This is a genomic window from Wenzhouxiangella sediminis (assembly GCF_003410055.1).
GTDB classification, from domain to species: domain Bacteria; phylum Pseudomonadota; class Gammaproteobacteria; order Xanthomonadales; family Wenzhouxiangellaceae; genus Wenzhouxiangella; species Wenzhouxiangella sediminis.
The window spans coordinates 40,655-47,807 of the sequence record NZ_QUZK01000032.1; the positions used below are offsets into that span (position 1 = coordinate 40,655).

The window sequence follows — 7,153 nt, forward strand, 5'->3', positions numbered from 1 at the left end:
TGGTATAAGAGCAGGCTCCAACCATTCCCGGCCCCGTGGGCCAATGTCAGGAAACCGAGTTGATGATCAACAGTTCCGAGCCCGCCGTGGGGCGCCACCGAAGCACCTGGCGATGAGCGCGATCGGTCAGGGTGGCGGGGGTCGACTGCTGGAGGTGGTGGCGCGTGCCCAGGGGCTCGCAGAGTCGGACCGGAAAGCCCTGTTCGAACGGGAACTGGCGTCCGATTCGGGCTTGATTGCACAGGCCGAGCACCTGGCGCGGCTGGTCGACGAGGCGACCTGCGTTCCTGATCCGTTGCCCCGGGGTGTGTCGACCCACGGGCTCGCGCGTATCCCGGGTTTCGAATTGATCGAACTGATCGGCCAGGGCGGCATGGGCTCTGTTTACCGCGCCCGTCAGCTCTGTCCAGATCGGGAAGTGGCCGTCAAGCTCCTTCGTGCCGACATGATTTCGCCTGAAGCCCTCGACCGCATGGAGCGTGAGGGCCGGATTCTGGCGCGCCTCAGTCATTCTGGCATCGCGCGGGTCCTGGCCGCCGGCCGAACCCGGGTCGAAGATGGGCCCGAGCTGTCGTGGCTGGCCATGGAGCTCATCGAAGGGCGGCGCCTGGACGCCTACATCGAGGAACGGCGCCCGGGCGAGCGTGAATTGCTCCGATTGTTCGAGCAGATCTGCGAGGCCGTCCAGTATGCGCACCAGCAGGGCGTCATTCACCGCGACCTCAAGCCCGGCAACATCCTGGTGGACGACCAGGGGCGGCCCCATGTACTCGATTTCGGCGTCGCCCGTTTTCTCGAGGTTGATCCCGCTCAGGCTTCGACGGTCCTCACGCCGGGTCAGGTCGTCGGCACCCTGGGTTACATGGCGCCGGAGCAAGTCGATGGTCGAGCGGACACCCGCAGCGACGTCTACGCGCTCGGGGTGATGCTCTACCAGGCCCTGTGCGGCCAATTGCCGCTGAGGCTCGAGGGTTTAAGCCTGGTCGATGCGCTGGGGCGGATCGCGCGTGCCCGACCGGAAGCCTTGCGGAGCCAGCGGCCCGGTCTGGCGCCCGAGCTCGAGACCCTCGTGATGCAGGCGCTTTCCGCCGACCCCGCCGATCGCTACCCTTCGGCTTCGCAACTGCTGGAGGATATCCGGCGCTATCTCGATCATCGGCCCTTGCTGGCGCGTGCGCCGGGTCGTTGGCGCAGCGGCCTGCTGTTCGTTCGGCGCCATCGATTCGGTGTGGCTTCGGCCCTGATCCTGATGTTGGCGATCGGCGTCGGCGCAGTCGTCTCCGCCCATTTCGCGTGGCGAGAGGCGCAGGCCAGAAAGCAGACGGAGATGCGGGCCGAGCAGCTCGCGGCGGTCAATCGATTCATCCAGGAGATGCTGCTCGCGGCCGACCCGGAGAGGACCCTGGGCGAGTCGGTCACGGTAGTCGATACCCTCAGCGAGGCGGCGCGACTCGTGCCTCTCGACCGGGATCTGTCTCCGGCGGCACGCTCGGAACTGCAGCGCACGATCGGCTCGGTTCTGCTCAACCTTGGTCGAACTGCCGAAGGGAGGGTTCAACTGGAGCGAGCCTGGGAGGCGGTTCGTGACCGTGACGATATCGCCGAGGAGGATCGGCAGCGAACGCGCATGGAGCTGGCCCGGGCCGACCTCGAGTCGGGTCGAATCGACCAGGCCCTGGCCGTGCTGGAGGCGATCGATCGGGATACGGCCGACTGGCCGTCTTCCCAGTTGCTGCGCTACGAGCTGGCCAATCTGATCGGCCGCGCCCTGCTCGAAAGCGGCCGAGTCGACGAGGCGGCCGTGCTCGTCGATGATCGTCTCGTTCAGGCCAGCCGCGCATTGGGTGAAGAGCACTTGCTGACCCTGGTGCTGCGCAACCTGTCGGCGGTGATCGCCGGCCGTCAGGGCGAGCCGCTACGCGAAGTGGCGATCCAGAGGGATGTGCTTTCCTTGCGCCGTGAGCGCTTTGGCGAGGAGCATCCGCAGACGCTGGCGGCAATGAACAACCTGGCTCATGCCCTCAGTGGAGCCGGACAGTCCGAGGAGGCCGAGCGGTATGCGCGCGAGGCGCTCCAGGGGCGCGAGCGGGTCCTCGGAGAATTCCACCCCTCGACGGTGGTCAGCAGAAACAACCTGTCGGCGCTCTACATTCAGCGCGGTGCCATCGACGATGCGGAGCCTCTGGTCCGGAGCGTCGTGGCCTGGAACGCCGAGCACCTCGGGCCGCTGCATCCGAATACGCTGACTTCGCGGAATATCCTGGCCTACCTGCTCGAGGAGCAGGGCAGTCTGGCCGAAGCCGAATCCCTCTACCGCGAGATCCTCACTGCCGTCGACCGCGGCGGAGACGACGGGTTGCGCAGCCAGATGCTGGCGGTTGGAAACAACCTGGCCATGCTGCTGCTGTCTCGCGGTGACGCGGCTGCTGCGGTCGGCGAGTTCGAGCGACTCATGCGCGAGGCCGCGCGTCTGCTTGGTGACGGTCACCCCAATTTTGCCGTGTTCCAGGCCAATCACGGTTGGGCGCTTCATCAACTCGGGCGCAGCGAGGAGGCTGTGCAGCTTCTCGAGGCCAGTCTCCGGCAGCTGCGCCCGGCGCTGGGTGAGACGCATCCGAGGGTGGCCATGACCGAAGAGCGGCTGTCGCAGGCGCGCGGCCGGTAGAAAAAACCGGGGCGCGAACGCCCCGGCAAGGTTCCATCCGACTGGACCAGCAACCGATGGATGGAATTTGGAGAGTGGCTGGATCAGTACCTTGAAGGCTGTTCCGAACAGGTGGTCTGGCCGATGTGATAGAGGCGTTCCATCTGGATCTGACCGTTGCCGTAGGCCGGGTCCTCGGCGCTGTAGGACAGGGTCAGCAGGTCGCAACCCTGATAGTCGATCTGCAGCTCGCCCCAGTACTCGTCGACGACGGACTCCGGGTCGAAGTCGGGGCCGAAGTCGGCGCCCGAAAGATGGCGCAGGTTGTCGATGACGATGCGTTCGCCTTCGATGGATCCAAGCCCGAGCAGCCACATCTGGCGGCCATCGGCATCATAGGTGGGCCAGTAGACCACCGGGGTTCGGGCGCCGTCGATATCCGTGACGTGCACCTGCAGGCCTTCCCCGGAGCGCTGGCGATTGTAGAACCCGCCCGAGAAGCCGTTGAGGATCGTGCCAGCGGTTTCCCCGCAATCGAGCCCGGCAATATTCGATAGCCGCACCAGCTCGAACTGACCCGATCCCTGGCCGAGCTCGCTGTCGTAGCTCACCGTGCCCCGGTCGCAGTCTTCGAAGTCGATCACGATGCTTCCCCAGCTCGTTGCCGTGACCGCGGCCCGATCGAATGCCGGGCCGAATCGACCGCCCTCGGTCACGTAGACCTGGTCGAGAATGATGCTGGCGTCGACGGTTTCGCCCAGGGCGGTCAACCACATCGGCTCGCCGTTGTCGTAGGTGAACCAGAACATCAGAGCGCGTCCGTCCGGCAGCGTGTCGATCATGAAGCCTTCACCGCTTCGCTCGGGATTGAAGAACAGGCCGCTGTGTCCGGTCGACACTTCGAACGGCGTTCCGGTCGGGGGCGGGGTGGGTCCACCCTCGCGCTGGAAGTGATACAGGGCGGCACGACCGCCGGCGGGCGTGGCCACCGCCTTGACGAGCAGGTCGGTGCCATTGCTCGACACATAGGTGCCGAACAGGTCGCTCTTGTCGCTATCGACCGGAGCCTGCAAGGTCTGGATCAGTCGGTATTCCCCGCCTTCGCGCCGGTAGACGAAGACGGCTCCGGCGGCGGGTTCGCTCTGCCTGCGACCGTTCTCCGCGCCGACGAACAGCAGATCGCCGGAGAAGCGGGCGACTACGCCGTAGAGATCGTTTGCGGCCCGATCGGGCGGTGTCAGTTTACCGGCGGGCTGCCAGCTGCCGCCTTCTCGCCGATACAGGAACACCGCACCCTGCGCACCAATGTTGAGTGCGCCAACCGCCATCCAGTCGTCCTGGACGTCGACGAAGTATCCAAAATTGGCTTCGGGGCCGGCATCGAGGGTTTGCGCCAGCGTCAACTGCCCGCCCTGGCGATCATAGACGTAGACGCGGCCGGCTCCGCCGTAGGTCTGGGTTTCGGGCGCGCCGACGATGAGCTGTTCGTCGCTCAGGGTGTAGCCCAGGCCGAAGAAATCCGTGTTCTCCGAGACGCGGCCGATTTCCTGCCAGCCGCCGCCGATTTCACCGAACAGCACGACACTGTCGCTTCGGGCGAAGTTGTAGCCGTAGGCGTTTTCAAATACATGCGATTGCACGGCCAGCACGCCGTCATTGAATTCGACCAGGCCGCCGAGGGCGCGATCGGCGCCGCCCTCGGACTCGGACAGTCTGGCGATCGGGCGCCAACCGGCGTTGATTCCGCCCGGGTTGTAGCCGGGATCACGCTCGAACAGGTGGACGGCCGAATCGCTGGCATCGCCCTGTCCGTCGAAGCGTAATCCGGTGAACGCCGGCACGGCCAGCAGGTCACCCTCCAGTGCAACGCTGGTGGCACCGAACATGTCGCCGGGGCTGCAGTCGGGCGCCTGGAGAATGCCGAGCAGCTCCCAGCGGCCATCGGCATTCTTCTCGTAGTGATAGAGCTCACCGCAGGCCGGGGCCGGATCGGGGTTGCCGAAGCCGTGCGGCCAGCTGGCAAACATCTCGTTGCCGAAGACTTCGACACCGATACCGAAGTCTTCAAGTTCCCCGCCCGACGGCGTCAGATCTTCCACGAATTCGAATTGAGCCCTCAGGCCGATCGGGGTGAGGGCCAGCAGTATGGTCAGCAAGCGAATGAACGCCATGGTGTTCTCCCTTTTTGATTGGTTGCTGTGGCAGGGAGAATCCTGCGCCGAAGCCTTCGGGGGCGGTACCCCCCGATCGGGGGGGATCAGCGCAGCAGGCCGAACTCGGCCGCCTTGAGCGCCGCTTCCGCGCGGGAGCTGATGCCGAGCTTGCGGTAAATGTCCTTGACGTAGCCCGCCGCGGTGTTGCGGGTGATGCCGAGCAGCCGACCCACTTCCGTGCTCGAGTAGCCCTTGCCGATGAGTCGGAGTACCTCGGTTTCGCGTTCGCTCAGCGGCGCTTCGGGCTGATCCTCATGCTGGAAGTAGGCCATCAGCCGGCGTGCCACATCGGGAGAAAGCGGCGGTTGACCGTCGGCGATCTCGGTCAGTAGCCGGGCCAGCTCGGCCCGCCCCTGGTCCTTGGTGAAGTAACCGTCTGCTCCGGCGCGCAGGGCGGGAAAGATGTGGGTGTCATCGGCGAATGTGCTGGCGACGATGCACAGGGTCGCCGGATGTCGGGACTTGATCCAGGCGATCAGGCGAGTGCCGTCGCCGTCGGGCAGGCCCAGGTCGATCAGTGCCATGCCCGGCCACTGGCGGTCGAGGGCGTCTCTGGCGCCGGCACAGTCGGCAGCCATATCGATCTGGGAGGTCGGGAAGGCAAGATGCACGCTTTCGGCAAGCCACTCGCGGGCAGCCGGCAGGTCTTCGATGATCAGCACGCGTTTCACGGGGCCGGATTTCGGGGCAGGTCGAGGGAGGCCTGGATCTCCTTGCCGTCCAGGCGCCAAGCGACGCTGCCGCCAAGTTGTCGGCAGCGTTTGCGAATATTGGCCATTCCACGTCCCGGCCGCCACGCCTGCGGATCGCTGACCTCGCCGTCGTGCTTGAGCTCGAGCCCTAGCCGGCTGGAAGTCATGCGCCAGTCGAAGTCGATGCGGCTCGGCCGAGCGTGTTTCAGCGCATTGGTTGTCAGTTCGCGCAAGCAGCGTGAGAGCAGGCTGGCCGTGCGCCCGCTCCAGAGAATCGAGGAGTCCGCGCCGGGATCCGACCACTTGAAGCTCGCGCCGGAGCCCTGGGCCCGCTGCGCGGCCTCGGATCGCATCTGGGCCAGCAGGGCATCGAGCGGCAGTTCGGCCCGCGCGGGGCGGGAGACCACGTCGCGCAGGTCGACCAGCATGGCCCGGGCCTCGTCGGCCATTGCGGCGTCGGGCGCCTGGTAGATCAGATTCAGCAGGCGCGCGCCCAGGTCGTCGTGCAGGTCCTGGTAGATCTGCTCGCGCTGCTGCCACAGGCTGCGCTCGTGCTCGAGTCGTGCAAAGGCGAGTGAGGCCGTCTGGATGAGCGCCTGGCAGAAGCGGGCGGCGTCCGGTTGGGGTGGTGCCTCTTCGTGGCGCGCATCGAGGTACAAAAGCATCTCACCACTGTGCTGCGCAATCGTGGCGACCAGGGCGGCGGTAATCCTTTTTGCGATGACGCTTTCGCTGGCCTGCGCTTGCCCGATGTGGTCGAGACAGGCGACCCGATCAGCGCGTGCGCTGGCCAGCAGTCGCCGGCTGACTTCAGCGGTATCGGAGCCCTCGGGCAGGCTGGCGAGCGCGTGCAGCGTGCCTTCGGATCGCTCCAGTAGCCAGGCTCGCCTGAATCCGGTGCCCGCGCAGGCGGTCTTGAGCAGGCATGCGGCAATCTCTTGCGGGCGGTCGAGGGTATTGATGCGGCTGCAGAATGACAGCAGCAGTTCCAGGCGGGGCAGGGCCAGACTGGTCTGCAGTGACGCCACGGTGATTTCTTCGTCGTGCCGCGCCGAATTGGCCTCGTCGGCCAGCGCGAACTGCCAGGAGCCGATGGTGATCAGGTCGCCTGCCGCCAGCCGCGCACGGCCAACGCGCTCCCCGTTGACGAGGGTGCCGAGCGGGCCGCCCAGGTCCTCGAGCAGGGCCTCGGGTCCGAGCTCGAGGCGAACGTGTCGACGCGAGATGGTCGGCTCCGGCAGGATCACGTCGGCCTCGAGCCCGCGGCCGATCGTGAGGGAAACAAGCTGTGGGATGTCTACCCGCGGTCCGGCGACCTGTATCAGTTGCCAGGCAGGCTTGAGTTGTCTCATCGCGCTTTGTGTCGCACTCCGCGTTTCGGCGATTCTTGCACATTCGGAGTCCGGGAGCGACTAACTACGACTCGAGGTTTTAGGTGTCCCTCGCGCCGCCTGTTGCCTCCCTGTCGATGGTGCCACGAGATGGAGGCGCCCGGGTCGAGCCCGGGGCGACGAGCAATCCTGTTGTCCGGAACCCGGAAACCGGAACCCGGAACCCGGAACCCGGAACCCGGAACCCGGAACCCGGAACCCGGAACCCGGAAC

General features: G+C 66.1%; 4 protein-coding genes. 1 reads left to right on the top strand and 3 read right to left on the bottom strand.

What is annotated here, in order from left to right:
* The first annotated feature begins 112 nt into the window (after positions 1-112).
* Positions 113-2,665, top strand: coding sequence for a serine/threonine-protein kinase (locus DZC52_RS06920; protein WP_181918825.1), 2,553 nt, complete (start codon positions 113-115; stop codon positions 2,663-2,665).
* A gap of 83 nt (positions 2,666-2,748) precedes the next feature.
* Here DZC52_RS06920 and DZC52_RS06925 read toward each other — a convergent pair whose 3' ends face one another.
* The 3 genes from DZC52_RS06925 to DZC52_RS06935 all read right to left on the bottom strand — a co-directional run bounded on the left by DZC52_RS06925 (position 2,749) and on the right by DZC52_RS06935 (position 6,901).
* Positions 2,749-4,815 (bottom strand): hypothetical protein, encoded by a 2,067-nt coding sequence (locus DZC52_RS06925; protein WP_116650400.1) that lies wholly within the window; start codon positions 4,813-4,815, stop codon positions 2,749-2,751.
* Positions 4,816-4,901: 86 nt separating this feature from the next.
* Positions 4,902-5,528: a response regulator gene (locus tag DZC52_RS06930; protein ID WP_116650401.1), complete on the bottom strand. Its 627-nt coding sequence runs from the start codon at positions 5,526-5,528 to the stop codon at positions 4,902-4,904.
* Positions 5,525-6,901 (bottom strand): FHA domain-containing protein, encoded by a 1,377-nt coding sequence (locus tag DZC52_RS06935; RefSeq protein WP_116650402.1) that lies wholly within the window; start codon positions 6,899-6,901, stop codon positions 5,525-5,527. The genes DZC52_RS06930 and DZC52_RS06935 overlap by 4 nt, the downstream gene beginning before the upstream one ends.
* Positions 6,902-7,153 lie beyond the last annotated feature (252 nt).